The organism is Kitasatospora sp. NPDC002543 (genome assembly GCF_053594915.1).
Genome location: NZ_JBSFWR010000102.1, coordinates 1 through 17,762, shown reverse-complemented (window position 1 = coordinate 17,762; position 17,762 = coordinate 1). Strand labels below are relative to the sequence as shown.

The window sequence follows — 17,762 nt, the reverse complement described above, 5'->3', positions numbered from 1 at the left end:
GCCGGCACCCGCCGCACCAGGCCCGCCTGCCCGCCCCGACGCGGCACGCCGCACTCCCGAGACAGCGAAGTGACCGGCCGGTAGGGTGGCGCCGCACGGAGACGGCGAACCGGAACGGGGCGGGTTGATGAGCGACAACGGCACGGGCTTCTTCACCTCGGTGGCGGACGCCGCCGAACAGCTGGCCGCCACCGGCTACCTGGCCTCCACCGCCGTGGCCACCACCGTCTTCCTCGCCGACCGGCTCGGCAAGCCGCTGCTGGTCGAGGGCCCGGCCGGGGTCGGCAAGACCGAACTCGCCAAGGCCGTGGCCGCGATCGGCGGCGCCCGGCTGGTCCGGCTCCAGTGCTACGAGGGCATCGACGAGTCCCGCGCGCTCTACGAGTGGAACCACGCCAAGCAGCTGCTGCGGATCACCGCCGGCCGCGAGGAGGGCTGGGAGGAGGCCCGCACCGACATCTTCGGCGAGGAGTTCCTGCTCACCCGGCCGCTGCTCACCGCGATCCGCGGCGAGGAACCGACCGTGCTGCTGATCGACGAGATGGACAAGGCCGACGTCGAGGTGGAGGCCCTGCTGCTGGAGGTGCTCAGCGACTTCCAGGTCACCGTCCCCGAGCTGGGCACCATCACCGCGAGTCGGCGCCCCTTCGTCCTGCTCACCTCGAACGCCACCCGCGAGCTCTCCGAGGCGCTGCGCCGCCGCTGCCTCTTCCTCCACCTCGACTACCCCGAGGCCGAGCTGGAGCGCCGGATCGTCCGGCTCAAGGTGCCCGGGCTGGACGACACGCTGGCCGAGTCGCTGGTCCGGGTGGTCAACGCGCTGCGCGCGATGGAGCTGCGCAAGGCCCCGTCCGTCGCCGAGACCATCGACTGGGCCCGCACCCTGCTCGCCCTGGGCGCCGGCACCCTGGACGAGAGGGTCGTGCGGGACACCCTCGGGGTGATCCTCAAGCACCAGGACGACGTCCGCGAGGCCGCCCGGAAGCTCTCCCTCGCGTGACCACGCCCGCCGGCGCCGACACCGCCGCCCGCCTCACCGGCCTGGTCCGCGCCCTGCGCGGGCACGGCCTGCGGATCGGCCCGGCCGAGACGGTGGACGCCGCCGCCGTCCTGGACGTCCTCGGCTTCGCCGACCGCGAGCGGATGCGGGCCGGCCTGGCCGCCGCCCTGCTGCGCTCGGAGGGTCAGCGGACCGTCTTCGACGCCGCCTTCGACCTGTTCTTCCCGCTCGGGGTCGGCACCCCGGAGGCCGTCCGGGCCGACCCGCCGCCCGTCCCCGACGACCCCGAACCGCCGCGCTTCGGCCGCCCCGACCCGCTGCGCGAGCAGCTGCGCGAGCGCCTCGCCGACGCCCTCGCCGACGACGACCGCGCCGCCCAGGCCCGGCTGGCCGGCGAGGTGGTGGAGGCCTTCGGCCGGTACGGCGCCGCCGCCACGCCCGGATCCGACGGCTGGTCCGCCCAACAGGCCCTCGGCCGGCTCTCCCCCGAGACGCTGCTGGCCCGCGTCCTGGCCGCCCTGCGCGAGCGGCAGGACGCCCCCGACCTCTCCGACCGGGTGCTCGCCGACGAGATCCGCCGCCGCATCCAGGGCTTCCGCGCCATGGCGGCCGGCGAGGCCCGCCGCCGGGTCGCCGAGCTGCGCGGCCCCGAGCGGATCGCCGAACGCGCCGTCGCCCCGACCGCCGATCAGGTCGACTTCCTGTACGCCGGCCGCGACCAGCTCGCCGAACTGCGCCGAACCGTCCACCCGTTGGCCCGCAAACTGGCCACCCGGCTGGCCGCCCGACGCCGCCGCGCCGCCCGGGGCGAGATCGACCTGCGCCGTACCCTGCGCCGCTCCCTGGGCACCGGCGGCGTACCGCTGCGCCCCGCGTACCGGCTGCGCCGCCCGGCCCGCCCGGAGCTGGTGCTGCTGTGCGACGTCTCCGGCTCGGTCGCCGGCTTCGCCGACTTCACCATGCTGCTGGTGCAGGCGATGGGCGAGCAGTTCAGCAAGGTCCGGGTGTTCGCCTTCGTCAACCGCACCGCCGAGGTGACCGGCCTGCTCCGGGCCGGCGACGACCCGGCCCGGCTGGCCGCCCGGATCCTCGCCGAGGCCAAGGTGACGGGCTACCACGGCAACAGCGACTACGGCTCCGCGCTCGGCGAGTTCGCCGAGCGGCACCTGGACGCCGTCGGCCCGCGCACCTGCGTGCTGGTCCTCGGCGACGCCAGGAACAACCGGCGCGACCCCAACCTGGAGGCGCTGCGCCGGATCGCCGGCCGGGCCCGGCGGGTGTTCTGGCTCAACCCCGAACAGCCCTCGCTCTGGCCGACCGGAGACTCGGCCGCCCTCGCCTACGCGGGCGTGGTGGAGATGCACTCCTGCCGCAACGCCCGCCGCCTGGGCGAACTGATCGCCCGCCTGCTGCCCGTCTAGGGCTTCGGCGGGCCCGCCCCCGGCGCGCGGCTCGGCGGCGGGGGCGGACCGGAGGGGTACGGCGGCTACTTGTCCAGGTGCGCCAGGAAGTCCAGCAGCGCCGCGTTCACCTCGGCCGGACGCTCCTGCTGCGTCCAGTGCCCGGTGTCCGGCAGCCGGACGTGGCCGTGCAGCCGGGGCACCCGGCTCAGCAGGTGGTCGAGCACCGGGCGCGGGACCATCGCGTTGACGAGGTCCTGCTCCCCCACCACGAACAGCGCGGGCACGTCGACCGTCACCCCGGTGAAGGCGGCCAGCAGTTCGGCGTTGCGGTCGAGGTTGCGGTACCAGTTGAGCCCGCCGGTGAAGGCCTTCCCGCCGTGCGGCGCGTAGTCGGCCTCGAAGGCGTCGAGGTCCGCTTCGGTGAGCCAGTCCGGCAGGCGCTCCGGCTCCGGGATGCCGTCCAGCAGCCCCTTGCCCTCGGGAACGACCCACACCCGCGGCGTGCCGTCCGGCGACTTCCCGCACAGGATGCGGCGCAGGCTGGCCCGGACGTCCGCGGCCAGCTCGGCGTCGGCCCGGCCGGGCTCCTGGAAGTAGACCTGGTAGAAGCCCTCGCCGAAGGCCGCCCGGGCGGCCTCCAGCGGCGGCGGCCCGCCCACCGGCAGCGGCGGCACGCTCAGCCCGGCGACCCCGCGCACCAGGTCCGGCCGCAGCGCCGCGGTGGCCCAGGCCACCGGCGCGCCCCAGTCGTGTCCGATCACGACCGCGCGCTCCTCGCCGAGCGCGCCGATCAGCGCCGTCACGTCGCCGACCAGGTGCAGCAGGGTGTACTGGTCCACCCGTTCGGGCCGCTCGCTGCGGGCGAACCCGCGCTGGTCCGGCGCGACGACCCGGTACCCGGCCTCGGCGAGCGGCGCGAACTGGTGCCGCCAGGAGTACCAGCTCTCCGGGAAGCCGTGCAGCAGCAGGACCAGCGGCCCCTCGCCCTGCTCCGCGTAGTGCAGCCGGACGCCGTTCACCTCGACCTCGCCGTGCTTGATCGCGTCGTTCAACTCGCAACTCCCCATCCGGTGAAGACATTCGTTCACTCCCGACCCTGCCCAGCCGGCCGGCCCCGGAACCCCTCCCGGCCCGGCCGGTGGACGCAGCCGAGGCCGCCCCGGGAATCCGGGACGGCCTCGGGCGCGTCCTGTGCCTGGAGCGAACCGCTCGTGGGTCAGTTCACCGTGTAGCTGTAGGGGATCGCCGCGAGCACCGAACCGGTGGTGTTCAGGGCGTTGTTGGCGGTGGCCACGCCGGTCGGGCCGGACACCAGGTACAGCACGCCCTTGACGGTGCTGCCCTTCGGGCCGGTCGGGGTCAGCGTCACCTGGAGCGAGCCGGTGGCGCCGGGGGCGACGGTCACCGGGGTGGCGGCCGCGGCCGAGGCGTCCACCGAGGCGGCGTACGGGTCACCGGTGCTGGAGGTCAGTGCCGGGTCGAAGGCCTGGGTGTGCGCGGTGGCCGTGATGGTGGAGGTGCCGGTCGGCGCGCCGCCGGTGCCGAACGGGCCGATCTGCTGGACGAAGGTGCCCCAGGTACCGGGGACGACCGGCTGCTCGGCGGTGCCGTTGTCGGTCACGACCGAGACGGTCGAGCCGTCCTGGGCCTTCTTCAGGTCGCCGAAGAGGTCCGGCGAGCCGGTGGTGGCGCTCAGCTCGATCTGCGCCGGCGTCGAGGACGCCGCCACGGCCTTGAGCCGGTCGGTGCCCGGCGGCACCAGGAAGGACGGCACCGCGGAGCTGAGGCTCAGCGGCAGGCTGACGGTCGCCGAGGCGCCCTGCGGCACCAGCGGGAGGTCCGCCCGGCGGTCCAGCCGGCCGTCGGCGGCGATCCGCTGGGTCGCCACCGTGTTGTTGGTGTAGTTCACCTGGACGGTGACCGGCTTGCCGGCCGCCAGCTTGGTGTGCGCGTCGTTCGGCAGGCCGGCCGCGGTGGCCTGGTTCTGGTTGAACGCGACGGTGCCGGCGAAGTCCTGGGCGAGCTCCTGGCCGCTGACCGGGCCGAGCACGTTCAGGACGAACCGCCAGCGGCCCGCGGCCGGGTTGACGGCGGTGGCCGAGACGCCGTTGCCGGTGCCGGACAGGTTGCCCTGGGCGTCGAACTGCCCGTTGCCCTCGATGTCGACCGGGGTGCCGTTCGGGCTGATCAGCGCGCCCTGCATGAGCAGCTTCGGGTCCTTGGCGACGGTCACGCCGACCCGCAGGTCCCGCTGGCCCTTGGGGACGTCGAAGGCGTACGAGAAGCTCTGCGTCGGCGAGACGTTGCGGGCGTTGCCGCCGGTGATGGTGCCGGTGAAGGCGCCCTTGCCCTGGCTGACCGGGACGAGGCTGCGCAGCACCACCGGGACGCTGGTGGTGCGGCCGTCGGAGCCCGACACCAGGACGGCCTCGCTGGAGTCGCCGCTGGTGGCCGGGGTGGTGAGCTGGACCTTGAGGGTCTTGGTCTGGCCCGGCGCGAGGTCGGTGGTGCTCGGGCTCACGGCGCCGGCCGGCACCGCGCGCTCGGTGGCGGTGCCCAGCTGGACGGCGCCGCTGTAACCGGCCTTGCCCGCCGGGGTGTAGAGGATCGCGGTCCACTCGCCGGCCACCGGGTGCGGGACGTCCACCAGGCCGAAGTTCGCCGGAGTGGCGCCGCCCTGCGGACGGGTGTTGGTCTCGAAGCGGCCCGAGGGGTCGAGCAGCGTCATCCGGACCACCGGCCCGTTGGCGACCGGGCTGGAGGCGCCCTGCCAGGCGATCGAGGCCGCCAGCCGGTCGGCGCCGGCCGGGACGGTGAACTTGACCTGCTTCTGCACCCAGTCCGCGCCGTTGGTCGCGTACTTGAAGGTGTCCTTGGAGGTCGGGTCGAGCTGGACGGTCTGCTGGTCGCCCGACTGCGGGGCGAACTTGCGGGTCGAGGCGCTCACCGTCTGGGTGGTGTCACTGGTGTTGGTGACGGACACGTCCGTGGTGCGGGTCGAGCCGGGAGCCCCGGCGATGTCGACCTGGCCGGTGTCGACCACGACGGTCCTCGCGCCGTCGGTGCCGTCACCGTCGTCGTAGCCGCGGGCGGCCTCGACGGCGGCGCGGACGTTCAGCAGGCCGGCGCCCTGCTCCTCGGCCGGCAGGCCGAGGTCGCCGGCGGTGCCGGTGAGGAACTTCTTCACCAGTGCCGGGGACGGCGAGTCGCCGCCGTGGGTGTCGCGGTAGGCCTGGATGACCAGGGCCGCGGCGCCGGTGACGAACGGGGCCGCCTGGCTGGTGCCGCCGAACGGCTGGATCGGCGAGGGCCGGCCGTTGTAGCCGGTGCAGTCGGTGTACTTGGCGGTGTCGGGGGTGCACAGCGCCCAGTCCGACTCGCCCGGCGCGACCAGGTCGACGGTCCGGCCGGCCTGGGTGAAGCCGCCCGAGGAGAGCGCGGAGATCCGGTTGTCACTCCAGGTCTTGTTGGAGAACTGGGAGGCCGCGTAACCGGTCTGCTGGTAGTTCTGGTTGTCGGTCGAGGCGCCGACCGCGATCACGGACGGGTCCGTGGCCGGGGTGCCGATGGTGCCGCTGATCCCGGCGTCGCCGGTGGAGACCGCGACGGTGACACCGGCCTTGACGGCCTGCTCGTTGAAGAGCGAGATGGTGTCGTGCGCGCCGCTGTCCGGGGTGACGTTGCCGCCGAAGGACTCGTTCAGCACGTCGACGTGGGCGACCCGCACCGCGTAGTCGATCGACTGCAGGATCGAGGAGTTGGACATCATCTCGCCGCCGGCCTTCAGCGCGACCAGGTCGGCGTCCGGGGCGAGGCCGCGGATGCGGATGTTGCAGCCGGCCGGGAGCGGGTGCGAGGAGTTGACGAACTTGGAGACGTCGTAGACCTGGCGGCCCTGGGCGATGACCGCCGAGGCGTCGCCGAAGGCCTCCGCCGCGCCGGTCGGCGCGTCCCAGCCGTCGCCCGCGAAGTCCTGGTAGTCGACCACGGCGTGGGAGCCGTCGGCCCGGATGAAGTCCGGATTGTTCGGGTCGAGACCGTCCGCGATGTAGGCGACCTTGACGCCCTTGCCGGTGGCCAGGTCCTCCACGCCGGGCTTGCCGTTGCCGGTCACGGCCCGGGTCGAGTACAGGCCCTCGGGCTCCAGCAGCGGCTTGCCCGGATCGGAGGGGCAGACCGTGTTGGTCGCGTTCTCCTCCGCCGCCTGGCCGTTGCTGCCCGAAACGGCCTGCGGAGCGGCGTCGGCCTTGGGTGCCTTGGCACCGGCGGCGTCCTGGGCGGCCTTCGCCTTGGCGGCGGCCACCGGGGCGACCTTCACCTGGGCGTCCGCGACCACACTGGCGACGGCCGGGTCGGCCTGGAGCCGGTCGCGCAGCGCGGGGCTGACCGTGGCCGAGAAGGCGTTGCCGACCACGAAGCTCTTGATATCGGTGCCGCCGCCGGCCCTGACCTTGTTCAGCAGCGGCGCCTGGGCGTCGGCGGTCTTCTGCTGCCGGGCGCCGAGGTGGCCGTGGTCGGCCGGGGCGTCGGCGACCTGGTCCTTCAGGATGACGATCACCGGCACCGGCGCCCCGTCCGAGGACGCCGCCCGGGCGTTCTGCGGTTCGGGGGCCGGGGCCGCGCTCGCGATGGTCCCGAGGCTCAGGACCATGGACGCGGCGGTGACCGTGACGGCCGCCGCCAGCTGGGTTTTCCGCCAGCCGATCATATAAATCCTCTCGTCACATGGATAGCTGACGCATTCCAACGCACCTGAGAGGATCACGACAAGGGGGTAAATCCCCATCAGAAAGTAAAGTTGACCATCAATCAGTAAAATTCCGGGAGGAAATCGGGCCGAATCCGCATCTTTCAGCCGATCAGCCCTGGGCGGATCCGGCCGTTCCCCCCGGGTCAGTACCCGGCCGACCGCTCCCGGGCGTCCGCCAGGTCCTCGGCGGTGGGCGCGTCGTCCTGGGTCAGCCGGTGCCGCCAGTAGCCGGTGAAGTCGATGCCCGCCTTCGGCACCCCGTGCCGCTCCACCAGGAGCCGGCGCACGGCCCGGACCGCCCCCGCCTCCCCCGCCAGCCAGACGAACGGCTCGCCCCCGGGCAGTGCGCGGTCCCGGAACGCCCCGGCCAGCAGGGCGCCCGGGGCCGCGCCGTCGCGGTACAGCCACTCCACCTCCAACACGGCGCGACTCTCCAGGCCCTGGCGCTCCGCCCGGTCGGCGACCTCGATCCACGCGTACGCCCGCACCCCCTCGGGCAGCGCCCCGACCAGCGTCGCCAGCGCCGGCAGCGCGGTCTCGTCCCCGGCCAGCAGCACCCAGTCGGCGGCCGCCGCGGCCTCGGCGAACGGCACCTTCGGGGCGTACAGCGCGGACGGGCCGACCATCCCGAGCCGGTCCCCCGGCGCGGCCCGCAGCGCCCAGGCGGCCGCCGGACCGGTGTCGCCGTGCAGCACGAAGTCGATCTCCACCAGCCGGGTGCCGGGGCGCCGGCCGCGCAGGGTGAAGCTGCGCATCAGCGGGCGCTCGGCCTCGGGGAGCGCCAGGTAGGCCCGGTACCAGCCCATGGGGTCGTCCTGCCGGGCCGGCAGCCGCGGCTCGCGCTGCCCGGGGCGCGGGAAGCACAGTTTGAGCTGCTGGTCGGGGGTGGTGCCGACGGTGTCGGGCAGCTCCTCGGCGGCGAAGGTGATCCGGGCGGTGCGCGGCGTGATCCGGTGGACCTCGACGACCTCGACGAAGGTGACGGGCATTGTCATCGCGAAACCCCTCCGATTGGTAAGCTTACGGCATAAAGAGTTGCCGTCGGAGCGATACTTTACGCCATAAGGAGATGTCGGATGACCGTCTACGCCGGGCAGGGCGACGCCCACCGCTCACTCGCCCTGCTCTGGGGCGCACCCGAGGAGCCGCGCGCCGGGCGCAGCGGCCCCAAGCCGGGCCTGAGCGTGGAGGCGATCGTGTCCGCCGGAATCGCGGTGGCCGACGCCGAGGGCATGGCCGCGCTGTCGATGCGCGCCGTGGGCGAACGGCTCGGCCGCACCGCGATGGCGCTGTACACCTACGTGCCCGGCAAGGCCGAACTGCTCGACCTGATGCACGACCGGGCGCTCGCCGAACTCGCCACCGAGGCCGCCGGGGCCACCGAGGGCGCTGGGGTCACCGAGGCCACCGGGGTCGCCGCCCCGGCCGACGACTGGCGGGAAGCCGTCACCGCCTGGGCCGACGACCTGTACGCCTGCTACCTGCGCCACCCCTGGGTGCTCCAGGTCTCGCAGGCCCGCCCCGTCCTCGGCCCCGCCGAACTCGCCGCGATGGAGGCCCTGTTGCGCGCCCTGCGACCGGCCGGCCTGGCACCGTCGCGACTGCGCGGGGCGGTCGCCGCGCTCTGGCAGTTCATCCGCGGCCAGGCCGCCACCACCGCCGACGCCCGCGGCGCGGCCGCCGCGACCGGAGTCACCGACGAGGACTGGTGGGCCACCCGCTCCGCCCGACTCGCCGAACTGGCACCGGACTTCGCGCAGCGCTTCCCCCTGCTCGTCGCCCTGCGGAGCACCGGGGGCAGCGCCCCGCAGGACACCCACCGGGAGGCCTTCCGCACCGGACTCGCCGTCCTGCTCGACGGCATCGCGGCGGGGGCCGCCGCGGACGGGTGACTACGCCCCAGCCCCTCGCCTCCTGCACCACCTCCACCAGTCGACCGACGAGGCTCTGCCACGGAGCCTCGTCCTGGTGTTCCACCATCTCGTCCCCTTTTGAACTGGCGAGGGCCGGCGGCGGATCGGTGCGTGCGCCGGCGGCGTGCCGGTGAGCGCGCACAATGGTGGAGTCCACCGAGACGTCCCAGTCGATCTCCCCGGCCGCGTCAGCCGTGGCCTGGACCTGCTGCTGCAGCAGCCGCAACCGCTCCCACTCCGCGTCCGACAGATCGCCGCGTTCACCCCGCCCCATACAGCAGGACAACGATCCGACCATGCAACAGTCACATGATGGGCCGGACAGCTCCTAGCTGTGCTGGTCGTCGCCGTCGAGATGGTCTCGAAGCCGAGCCTGGTGCAGTGCCCAGCGCGTCAGCAGGCCCACCGCCGCGCCGATGGCGATGGTCAGGAGAAGGCCGAGACCGCCGGAGAGGCTGCGGGATACGGCCGCTGATGTGGTGGAGGCGAGGGTTACTGCGAGGATCGTGGCGGTTCGATCTCGGTGCTCGCTCGGGTCAGCATCCATCAGGCGGCACTCCTTGCGCGGGAGCCGGTCAGCACTTGAAGAGCCCGGTGGCCACGCCGCCCAGTCCACCGGCGAAGCCGCCAACGACCGCACCGGGAGCACATCCGGTTTCCGCTCCGGCGACGCAACCGGTGACGGCGCCTCCGACCATGCCGGCCTTGCCGGTTTCGCCCACGCAGTCCCAGAAGCCGCGGGACTGGGGGCTGAGCGCGAGGTCGGGGTGGCCCTGGACGGAGCCGGCCGTGATGTCGACGTGCTGGTGGATCGTGGTGCCGTTCAGGGTCCAGGTTATCGGGTGGCGGGTCCCCGAGGTATCGGTCACGGATGTGGGGGCGTACCGGGCGGTGACGGTGCCTCGGGCGTCGACGAACTGGATGCCGCCTTCCTGGGTGGTGTGGACGGTGAAGCCGGCCGGGAGGGTCAGCTGCCAGAGGGTGTCGCGGTAGAACGTGGTCGTCGCGCCCGGCTCGGCCAGGGCTCCGTCGAATGTCGAGCTCCCGCCGGAGGAACGTTCAGGAGGCTCCGGGGCTGTCGCCGAGCTGGGAACAGTGCTTGTGTCGGCCGCGAAGGCGCTGGGCGCGGCGGGAAAGACCACGGACCCGGCGGCGATGAGTCCGGCGGTAAGGACTCGGGCAGGGCGAGGGATGGTCGGTTTCAACTGAAGTTCCCTGCTGTGGCTGGTGGAGATGTTCCCTGGGCGGTCGGTCAATCGGTGAAGTCCCGGCCGACCTGACGGGTATCTGGCGGCTACGTGGTCGTCGCGGACGGAGGAGCCCCGCCCGAGTCCTGGGCTGAAAAGGAGCTGGGGGCAGCCATACCACCCCGGGCAACCTGGGCAAATCCCAGCTTTCCGTCGCTCACGGCTTGTTCGGAAGGTTCGAGGGGCCGGGTGACCTCAGGGGTGGGATATCCGTCCTGATCGGCCCAGGTCGCCGCGGAAGCCATTGCCTCGCGGGGCTGTTGTCGTCCACTGAGCTTGGTGTTCGGCACTGCAAGAGGCTTGCATGACCTTCCACGAACAACCGGAACGTTCTCTTCCTCGTGCCGGACGACATGGGAACCCTCGACGTCACCGGTCCCATGACCGTCTTCGACTGGGCCAACCGCCTCTCGGTGCCGCGGTGCACCCCTGCACGCCGACAAAGCCGACGACCACCGCTTCATCCGCTCCCACCTGCGCCGCAGGCAGATCCCGACCCGTATCGCCCGCCGAGGAATCGAGCCCTCCCAGCGTCTCGGCCGCCACCGCTGGATAGTCGAGCGCACCGTGGCCTGGCTGAGCGGATTCCGCCGGCTCTCCAAATGAGATGTCTTCTAACCCCGCCGGGCGGCGGGGAGCGCGAGCAGGACGCCGAGCACCACCAGGGCGGCGTAGCCGGCGATCTCGTGGCCCGTCGGCACCAGGACCCGGACGAAGCCGAACAGCCGGAAGCCCGAGATCCAGGTGGACAGCAGGCCGGAGGCGCCGCCGACGATCAACACGGAACCGAGGTAGCCGAGCAGGGTCTTCATGCGACCGAGCCTAGGAACCCGCCGCCGGCCGGACATCCGACTTTCGGTGCGGGCCGGCGCCACCAAAGTCGTCGGCCGTCCCTCCCGTACCGCACGGCACCGTCCGGGAGAGCTCGGGAAGGCTCCGGAGGGCTCCGGACGGAGCAGCAGGCCCGGCGGCCCGGCGGCGGCGCGGGTACGTTCGCCGTGTGTTCCCCACCTCTGTGCCGCCGAAGTCTTCCGCCGCCGGGACCGCGACCTCCACCGCGGCGTCGACCGCGGGCCGCACCGCCGCCCGCACCGCCGCCCGCGCCTCGGCCTGCGCCGCCCTCCTGGTCACCGTCGCCGCCCCGTCGGCCCTCGCCCAGGACTCCGTCCCCGCCGTCGGCGGGGCGCGGCTCGGCCTGCCGTCCGTCCAGTTCGCGCCGCTGGCCGGGGCGCCCGCGCTGCCGTCCGACCTGACCGGCCGCTCCTGGCTGGTCGCCGACGCGGCCACCGGCGAGGTGCTCGCCGCCCGCGACGCCCACCTGCCGCTGCCGCCGGCCAGCACCCTCAAGATGCTGTTCGCCGACACCGTGCTGCCCAAGTTCGACCGGGCGCTGGAGCACAAGGTCACCACGGCCGAGCTCGCCAGTCTCGGCACCGGCAGCAGCCTGGTCGGCGTCAAGGAGAACCTGCCGTACCGGGTCGAGGACCTCTGGCGGGGCGTCTTCCTCAGCTCCGGCAACGACGCCGTCCACGTCCTCTCCCACATGAACGGCGGCATCCAGCGGACCGTCGCCGAGATGCAGGAGCGCGCCCGGGCCCTCCAGGCCCGCGACACCAAGGTCGTCTCCCCCGACGGCTACGACATGGACGGCCAGGTCTCCTCCGCCTACGACCTCACCCTCTTCGCCCGGGCCGGGCTGCGCAACGCCGACTTCCGCTCGTACTGCGGCACCCGCACCGCGCAGTTCCCCGGCGGGCTGGACAAGCTCACCGGCCGGCGCACCAGCTTCGACATCGCCAACACCGACCGGCTGCTCGGCAAGTACCCCGGCCTGATCGGCGTCAAGAACGGCTACACCACCAACGCGGGCGCCACCTTCACCGGCGCCGCCGAACGCGACGGCCGCACCCTGCTGGTGACGGTGATGCACCCCGAGGCGCAGGGCAAGGTGTACGACGAGGCCGCCAGCCTGCTCGACTGGGGCTTCGCGGCCGCCGGGAAGGTCCAGCCGGTCGGCAAGCTGGTCGAGGACGCCGCCCCGGCCCCCGCCGCGAACCCGTCCGCCACCGCGCGGACCGAGGCCGAGGCCGACGAGCAGCTGCCGCCCTGGTCCCGCCCGCCGGTGAGCGGCGGCTCCGGCCTCGCCCCCGCCGTCTGGACCGCCGCCGTCCTCGGCACCGCCCTCGCCGCCTGGGCCACCGCCCGCGCCGCCGCCCGCCGCCGCACCGCGCTCGCCCGGGCGACCCCCGCGCCGGTGCACACCGGCGGCGGCGCGACCGCCCTCGGGGGCGCCACCGGTGTCGGCGGGCCGCGCCGCCTCACCCGCCGCGCCCGCGCCCTGCTCCGCTCCGCCCGCCCTCCCGGCGGACGACGGTAGCCGTCGGGCCTGCGGGCACCCCCTAGACTTCCGGCCATGACCACGCCCGACCCCTCCGCCGCGGACCGGCTCGCCCGGATCGTCCAGCTCTCCGCCGGGAGCTACCTGCTCGTCACCACGTACAAGAAGGACGGCACCGCCGTGCCGACCCCGGTGTGGGTGGTGCGCGACGGGGAGGCGCTCGGGGTCTGGACCGTCGCGGACTCCTGGAAGGTCAAGCGGATCCGCAACCGCGCCGACGTCCTCGTCGGCCCCTGCGACGTCAAGGGCCGCCCGACCGGCGAGCAGTACCCCGCCACCGCCGAGCTCCTCGGCCCCGAGCGCACCGCCGCCTACCGCACCCTGCTGCGCCAGAAGTACGGCCTGCTCGGCGTGCTCACCCTGCTCGGCAGCCGGCTGCGCCGCGGCGAGCGCGGCACCGTGGGCATCCGGATCACCCTCGCCGACTGAGCGCGCGGCGCGGGGGCGGGCCCGCCGGCCCCGGCCGGGTTCGGTAGCCTCCGGGGATGGCCTCCTCCGACCGCCCCGTCCGGCCCTTCACCCGGCTCGTCGACGGCCTCGTCCACGCCTACGCCCCCGCCGCCGAGACCGTGGGCGTCCTGTCACCCGCCGCGGTCTTCCGGCCCGCCGCCGGGGACCGGGTCCTCGGCCACACCGTCGCCGCCGACCTGGGGCGCGCCTACTGCGCGACGCCCGACGCCGTCGTCTGCCTGACGGCCGAGGGCGCGGAGGCCTGGCGCTCGCGGTTCGAACCGGCCGCGGACCACCGGTACGGCACCCACCCGGCCTGCGAACTGTCCGCGGACGGCCGGGTGCTGTGGGTCTACCGGCCCGACGAGCTGGCCGGCCGCGGCCGGCCGGACCAGTGGGTCGCCATGGACGCCGCCACCGGGGCCGTCCTCGACCGCACCGACCTGGAGACGGCCGGGCACGGCGGCGTGCACCTGGTGCACCCGTCGAGCGGGGAGGTCCTCCTCGGCGTCGGTGAGGGGCAGGACGGCACGGTCGTCCACCGCGGCTCGCTGACCGGCGGCCGCTTGGACCTCGTCCGCTACCCCTGGGTCGACCGCTGCCTCGTCGACCTGTCGCCCGACGGGCACCGCTTCCTGACCGTCGACCACCAGCAGACCGACCTCGCGGTGCACGCCCACCCCGGTGGCGAGGTGCTGTTCACCCTGACGGTCGACGCCTTCGGGCACGACCCGGACACGGCCTGCCTGGAGTGGTGCGGCGGCTTCCTGGCCCCGGACGTCCTCGTCGTCGCCCTGGTCGGCGAGACCGAGGACGAGGAGGAGTGGTTCCGCCACTACCGCGTCGACGCCCGCTCCGGCCGTGTCCTGGGCGGGTTCGACGCCCGGGCGGCGGACGCCTACGACCTCCGTCCGCTCGGCGACGGCTCCTGGCTCACCGCCGACGCCTCGGGCCACCCCGTCCGCCGGGCCGCTTCCTGACGCGGCGCCCGGGGACCGCGGCCGCCCCGCGGATCACGGCCGCCCCCGGGCATCGCGGGCGCCCCGCCCTCGGCGTGGCAGGCTGGCGGCCATGGACGAGAACGAGGCCGCGCCGCCGCCCCTGCTGGTGGTGGACGGCGCGAACGTGGTCGGATCGGTGCCGGACGGCTGGTGGCGCGACCGGCGGGGCGCCGCCGAGCGCCTGCGGGACGCGCTGGTGGCCGTCGCCGGGCAGGGCCTGCCGGAGCACCCCGGCCCGCTGGAGGTGGTGCTGGTCGTGGAGGGCGCGGCCCGGGGAGTCGACGGCGTGCCCGGGGTGCGGGTGGTGGAGGCGAGCGGCAGCGGCGACGACCGCGTCGTCGAGCTGGTCCGGGCCGAGCGGGCCCGTCAGCCCGCCCGCTCGTGCGTGGTCGCCACCGCCGACCGCGAACTGCGGGCCCGGGTGGGCGCGTTGGGAGCCGCCGTCACCGGGCCGCGCAGCGTGCGGCCGTAGCCGGCGCCCTCGGGCCCGGCTCCGGCGGACCGACCTCTGCGCTAGTCCGCCTGGACGGCGTACATGCCCCAGTGGATGGACGGGTCCGAGGTGTGCGCGGTGAACAGCAGGTCCCGGCCCGGGCGGGCGGGGACCTCCACCGAGCCGATGCCGGTGGAGTCCACCGGGCACTGGACCGTGAAGTCGGCCGGCGCCTCGCCGCCGATGTGCACGTCCACCGAGCCGCCGCCACGGCAGCCGAGGGTGAACGTGAACGGCAGCGACGGGTTCACCGAGGCCGTCACAGCACCGCCGTCACCGATCCAGTCCGGTATCCAGATCAGCCCCTCCGGCCCCGGGTGCGGCAGGATCTCGCCCGTCCCCGGCTGGCCGAGCTCCCGGGCGGCAGCCGGGGCCCCGCCCTCGGCCGGCCCCGCCGCCGCCGTCCCGGCGACGGCGAGCACCGCCCCCAGCGCCCCGGCCACCGCCGCCGCCACGAAGCCCTGCTTCCTCGTACGCTTCATCGCTGATTCCCCCTCGGGTGTCCCTCGCTCCGTACGCCCGGTGTTCGGCGTACGGAGCGAACCGTGTGGGGCCAACCTACGACGCGCCACCGACAATGGACACCGGCCGGAGCGCCCTCCCGGTGGAGGCCCCGCACCGCCGGATTCCGCACCACCGAATTCCCGTCGTGCGGGAACCAACCGCTCCGCCCGTCCGACTGCTGCGACGTGAGTGCGAAGTCGCCGGGTGTCCGGCCGTCGAGTGTGCTGGCGGGATTCGTCCTGCTGCTGGTGGTGGTGTTCGTGGTGGCCTACGCGGTGGGTCGGCAGGCGGGGCCGGTGGCGCCCGGACTGCGGCCGAGCGGCGGGGGCGGGTCGTCGCCCGGGATGGGCGGGCACGACATGGGCGGGATGCGATGAGCGCCGTCGCCGAGCCCGTGGTCGCGACCGATCTGGCGGTCGGCGGGATGACCTGCGCCGCCTGCGTGGGGCGGGTGGAGAAGCGGCTGGCCCGGATCGACGGGGTGACGGCCGGGGTGAACCTGGCCACCGGGCGGGCCCGGGTGCTGCATCCGGCCGGGGTGCCGGTCGCGGAGCTGGTCGCGGCGGTCGAGCGGGCGGGCTACACCGCCGAGCCGCTGGCCGCGGGGACGCCGGTCGGGGTGGCGGAGGAGCCGGACGAGCGGTGGCGGCTGCTGGTCACCGCCCTGCTGGCCGTCCCGGTGCTGGTGCTGTCGATGGTGCCCTCCGCGCAGTTCACCGCCTGGCAGTGGGTCTGCTTCGGGCTGGCCGTCCCGGTGGTGACCTGGGGGTCGGCCGGCTTCCACCGCCGGGCCTGGCAGGGCCTGCGGCACGCGGCGGCGACCATGGACACCCTGGTCAGCCTGGGGGTGGTGGCCTCCTTCGGCTGGTCGGCGTACGCGCTGTTCCTCGGCGGGGCCGGCGATCCGGACATGCGGATGCCGTTCTCGCTGACCGCGGACGGCGGCGGCACCGCCCACGTGTACCTGGAGGCGGCGGTCGGCGTGCCGCTGTTCGTGCTGGCCGGGCGGCTGCTGGAGGGCCGGGTGCGCCGGCGCAGCGGGTCGGCGCTGCGGGCGCTGGCCGAGCTGGGCGCCAAGCAGGTGTGCCTGCGCGGGCCGGACGGCGAGGAGCACCTGGTGCCGGTCGAACTGCTGCTGCCCGGGCAGGAGTTCGTGGTGCGGCCGGGCGAGCGGGTGGCCACCGACGGGGTGGTGCTCGAAGGGGGTTCGGCGCTCGACCTGAGCCTGCTGACCGGGGAGAGCGTGCCCGTCGAGGTCGGTCCCGGGGACCGGGTGGCGGGAGCGACGGTGAACGTCGGCGGCGCCCTGGTGGTGCGGGCCACGGCCGTCGGCGCGGACACCCAACTGGCCCGGATCACCGCGCTGGTGGCGGAGGCCCAGGCCGGCAAGGCCCGGGCGCAGCGGCTGGCGGACGCGGTGGCCGGGGTGTTCGTGCCCTGCGTCCTGGCGGTCGCGGCGAGCGTGCTGGGCTTCTGGCTGGGCGCGGGCGCGACCCCGCAGGCGGCGGTGACGGCGGCGGTCGCGGTGCTGGTGGTGGCCTGCCCGTGCGCTCTCGGACTGGCCACGCCGACGGCGCTGCTGGCGGCGACCGGGCGGGGCGCGGAGCTGGGCGTGCTGGTGCGCGGCCCGGAGGTGCTGGAGAGCCTGCGCCGGGTGGACACCGTGGTGATGGACAAGACCGGGACGCTGACCACGGGCCGGATGGAGCTGGCGGCCGTCACCACCGCGGACGGCCTCGCGGAGGAGGAGGCCCTGCGGCTGGCCGGCGCGGTGGAGCACCGCTCCGAGCATCCGATCGGCCGGGCCGTCGCCGAGGCGGCGCACGAGCGCTACGGGCCGCTGCCCGCCGTGGACGGCTTCCGGGCCGCCACCGGGCTCGGGGTGTCGGGGACGGTCGAGGGCCGGGCCGTACGGGTGGTGCGGCCCGACGACGCCGTTCTGCCGACGGCCCTGGCCGAGGCGGCGGCGGGCGCCGGGAAGGCCGGCCGCACGGGTGTGGTGGTCGAGCTGGACGGCCGGCCGGCGGCCGTGCTGGCGGTCGGCGACACGGTGCGCCCGGGCAGCTGGCGCGCACTGCACCGGCTGCGCGGGCTGGGCCTGGAGACCGTCCTGCTGACCGGGGACGGCCCCGGAGCGGCCCGGGCGGTGGCGGCCGAACTGGGCATCGAGCGGGTGCACGCCTCGGCCTCCCCCGAGCGCAAGGCCGAGGTGGTGGCCGAGCTGCGCTCCGCCGGACGGACGGTGGCGGTGGTCGGCGACGGAGTCAACGACGCGGTGGCACTGGCCTCGGCGGACCTCGGGGTGGCGCTGGCCTCCGGCAGCGACGCCGCGATCGGCGCGGCCGGGCTGACCCTGGTGCGCGGCGACATCGAGGCGGTGGTGGACGCGGTGCGGCTGGCGCGGCAGACCCTGGCGACCATCCGGGCCAATCTGCTCTGGGCCTTCGGCTACAACCTGGTGCTGATCCCGCTGGCGGCGGTCGGACTGCTGAACCCGATGCTGGCGGCGGTCGCCATGTCGCTGAGCTCGCTGCTCGTGGTGGGCAACAGCCTTCGGCTGCGCACCTGGGAGCCGGGGCGCGGGAAGAACCACGGAGGGCGTC

Annotated in this window: 16 protein-coding genes and 1 pseudogene; 10 read left to right on the top strand and 7 right to left on the bottom strand. The window is 74.8% G+C overall.

Features of this window, described 5'->3' with window-relative positions:
- Window positions 1-127 precede the first annotated feature (127 nt).
- Together ACWD4P_RS31005 and ACWD4P_RS31000 are read left to right on the top strand one after the other, a co-directional pair.
- Entirely contained in the window at window positions 128-1,000 is an 873-nt protein-coding gene (locus ACWD4P_RS31005; RefSeq protein ID WP_359819308.1) for an AAA family ATPase, read from the top strand.
- Window positions 997-2,421: a vWA domain-containing protein gene (locus ACWD4P_RS31000; RefSeq protein WP_449781946.1), complete on the top strand. Its 1,425-nt coding sequence runs from the start codon at window positions 997-999 to the stop codon at window positions 2,419-2,421. Before ACWD4P_RS31005 ends, ACWD4P_RS31000 begins: the two co-directional genes overlap by 4 nt.
- Before the next feature lie 65 nt (window positions 2,422-2,486).
- Here the strand turns inward: ACWD4P_RS31000 and ACWD4P_RS30995 are convergent, their stop codons facing one another.
- The 3 genes from ACWD4P_RS30995 to ACWD4P_RS30985 all read right to left on the bottom strand — a co-directional run bounded on the left by ACWD4P_RS30995 (window position 2,487) and on the right by ACWD4P_RS30985 (window position 8,148).
- On the bottom strand, window positions 2,487-3,455 hold the full coding sequence (locus ACWD4P_RS30995; RefSeq protein ID WP_449781945.1) for an alpha/beta fold hydrolase: 969 nt from the start codon (window positions 3,453-3,455) through the stop codon (window positions 2,487-2,489).
- A gap of 164 nt (window positions 3,456-3,619) precedes the next feature.
- A complete protein-coding gene (locus ACWD4P_RS30990) occupies window positions 3,620-7,111 on the bottom strand; it encodes a S8 family serine peptidase (RefSeq protein ID WP_449781944.1) in 3,492 nt (1,163 codons plus the stop codon).
- Between the two features lie 185 nt (window positions 7,112-7,296).
- Entirely contained in the window at window positions 7,297-8,148 is an 852-nt protein-coding gene (locus tag ACWD4P_RS30985) for a siderophore-interacting protein (RefSeq protein WP_449781943.1), read from the bottom strand.
- An 81-nt stretch (window positions 8,149-8,229) separates the two neighbouring features.
- Between ACWD4P_RS30985 and ACWD4P_RS30980 the strand changes: the two genes are divergently transcribed.
- The gene (locus tag ACWD4P_RS30980; protein ID WP_449781942.1) at window positions 8,230-9,045 is read left to right on the top strand and encodes a TetR/AcrR family transcriptional regulator; all 816 of its coding nucleotides are present in this window, start codon (window positions 8,230-8,232) and stop codon (window positions 9,043-9,045) included.
- Window positions 9,046-9,394: 349 nt separating this feature from the next.
- Here the strand turns inward: ACWD4P_RS30980 and ACWD4P_RS30975 are convergent, their stop codons facing one another.
- Both ACWD4P_RS30975 and ACWD4P_RS30970 read right to left on the bottom strand, forming a co-directional pair.
- Entirely contained in the window at window positions 9,395-9,613 is a 219-nt protein-coding gene (locus ACWD4P_RS30975; protein WP_449781941.1) for a hypothetical protein, read from the bottom strand.
- Between the two features lie 28 nt (window positions 9,614-9,641).
- Window positions 9,642-10,322 carry a hypothetical protein gene (locus tag ACWD4P_RS30970; RefSeq protein WP_449781940.1) on the bottom strand — a complete coding sequence of 227 codons (681 nt, stop codon included), beginning with the start codon at window positions 10,320-10,322 and terminating at the stop codon, window positions 9,642-9,644.
- Between the two features lie 402 nt (window positions 10,323-10,724).
- Between ACWD4P_RS30970 and ACWD4P_RS30965 the strand changes: the two are divergent.
- Window positions 10,725-10,913 (top strand): annotated as a pseudogene (locus tag ACWD4P_RS30965) (IS5/IS1182 family transposase); the annotation flags it as partial.
- A gap of 14 nt (window positions 10,914-10,927) precedes the next feature.
- Here ACWD4P_RS30965 and ACWD4P_RS30960 read toward each other — a convergent pair.
- Window positions 10,928-11,125 (bottom strand): hypothetical protein, encoded by a 198-nt coding sequence (locus ACWD4P_RS30960; protein ID WP_359819328.1) that lies wholly within the window; start codon window positions 11,123-11,125, stop codon window positions 10,928-10,930.
- 188 nt (window positions 11,126-11,313) lie between these two features.
- On the opposite strand from ACWD4P_RS30960, the gene ACWD4P_RS30955 reads away from it, so the two are divergent.
- The 4 genes from ACWD4P_RS30955 (at window position 11,314) to ACWD4P_RS30940 (ending at window position 14,634) form a co-directional block, all read left to right on the top strand.
- Entirely contained in the window at window positions 11,314-12,690 is a 1,377-nt protein-coding gene (locus ACWD4P_RS30955) for a D-alanyl-D-alanine carboxypeptidase family protein (RefSeq protein WP_449781939.1), read from the top strand.
- 36 nt (window positions 12,691-12,726) lie between these two features.
- A complete protein-coding gene (locus ACWD4P_RS30950) occupies window positions 12,727-13,140 on the top strand; it encodes a PPOX class F420-dependent oxidoreductase (RefSeq protein WP_449781938.1) in 414 nt (137 codons plus the stop codon).
- A 56-nt stretch (window positions 13,141-13,196) separates the two neighbouring features.
- The gene (locus ACWD4P_RS30945; protein WP_449781937.1) at window positions 13,197-14,141 is read left to right on the top strand and encodes a hypothetical protein; all 945 of its coding nucleotides are present in this window, start codon (window positions 13,197-13,199) and stop codon (window positions 14,139-14,141) included.
- 91 nt (window positions 14,142-14,232) lie between these two features.
- Complete coding sequence (locus ACWD4P_RS30940; protein ID WP_449781936.1) at window positions 14,233-14,634, top strand: NTP pyrophosphohydrolase; 402 nt, start codon at window positions 14,233-14,235, stop codon at window positions 14,632-14,634.
- A gap of 41 nt (window positions 14,635-14,675) precedes the next feature.
- On the opposite strand, the gene ACWD4P_RS30935 is transcribed toward ACWD4P_RS30940, so the two are convergent.
- Entirely contained in the window at window positions 14,676-15,137 is a 462-nt protein-coding gene (locus ACWD4P_RS30935) for a hypothetical protein (RefSeq protein ID WP_449781935.1), read from the bottom strand.
- A 207-nt stretch (window positions 15,138-15,344) separates the two neighbouring features.
- Between ACWD4P_RS30935 and ACWD4P_RS30930 the strand changes: the two genes are divergently transcribed.
- Entirely contained in the window at window positions 15,345-15,536 is a 192-nt protein-coding gene (locus tag ACWD4P_RS30930; protein ID WP_359827753.1) for a hypothetical protein, read from the top strand.
- Window positions 15,533-17,762: heavy metal translocating P-type ATPase (locus tag ACWD4P_RS30925; protein WP_449781934.1), on the top strand; the 2,230-nt coding region annotated here is incomplete at its 3' end. The genes ACWD4P_RS30930 and ACWD4P_RS30925, both read left to right, overlap by 4 nt.